At 42.0% G+C, this 797-nt stretch carries 1 protein-coding gene; it reads left to right on the top strand.

What is annotated here, in order from left to right; genetic code table 11:
• Positions 1-797 (top strand): family 20 glycosylhydrolase (locus HCG49_RS18415; RefSeq protein WP_168470939.1); only part of this gene is annotated, 797 nt, incomplete at both ends.

The following is a 797-nucleotide window of genomic DNA, read 5'->3' as shown; positions in this document are numbered from 1 at the left end:
TTTTTACTACACCCATCAACAAAAATACAGTACAATGATGGCTTGGAAGCCCTGGCAGTTTATTTGGGAGAAACCCTTTCCCCAGCTACCGGATGGGATTTTGAACTATCCTCATCAAATAAATCCAAAAAAAACAGCATTCAACTTTCTATAGATCCTCAAGTCGATAAAAAAGAAGGCTACCGACTTATGGTGACTGCCAAAAACATTCAAATTATTGGCAATAGTGAGGCTGGTGTTTTCAACGGAATTCAGACGCTAAGACAAATGCTTCCCGTAAAAATATTCAATTCAAGAAGACAAAAAGATGTGGATTGGGCGATAGAAGGTGCTTATGTAGAGGACGAACCGGCATATCCTTGGCGTGGAATGATGCTAGATGTAAGCCGTTATTTTTATGAGGTGTCTTATGTAAAGCAATTGGTAGATATGATGGCGATGTACAAGATGAATGTACTACATCTTCATTTGATAGACGATGCCGGATGGCGAATAGAAATTAAGAAGTATCCCAAGTTAACTTCCGTTGGCGGATTTAGGGGCGAGGGACACGAAAGAACCGGGGGGTATTACACGCAAGAGGAAATAAAGGAAATTGTAGCCTATGCTGCTTTGCGAAATATAGAGGTGATCCCTGAAATCGAAATTCCGGCCCACACCTTGCCGGCTATTGCCGCGTACCCGCATTTGTCTTGTACCGGAGCTCCGCAAGTAGTACAGACACAACACTCTATTAGTGGAGAATTGTACTGTGTGGGTAAGGAGACAACCTTCGATTTTCTAGAAGATGTCTTTAA

Source organism: Arenibacter sp. 6A1 (assembly GCF_012272855.1).
Taxonomy (GTDB): Bacteria; Bacteroidota; Bacteroidia; order Flavobacteriales; family Flavobacteriaceae; genus Arenibacter.
Note: the sequence above shows the minus strand (reverse complement) of the source record. Positions and strands in the feature narration are given on the sequence as shown.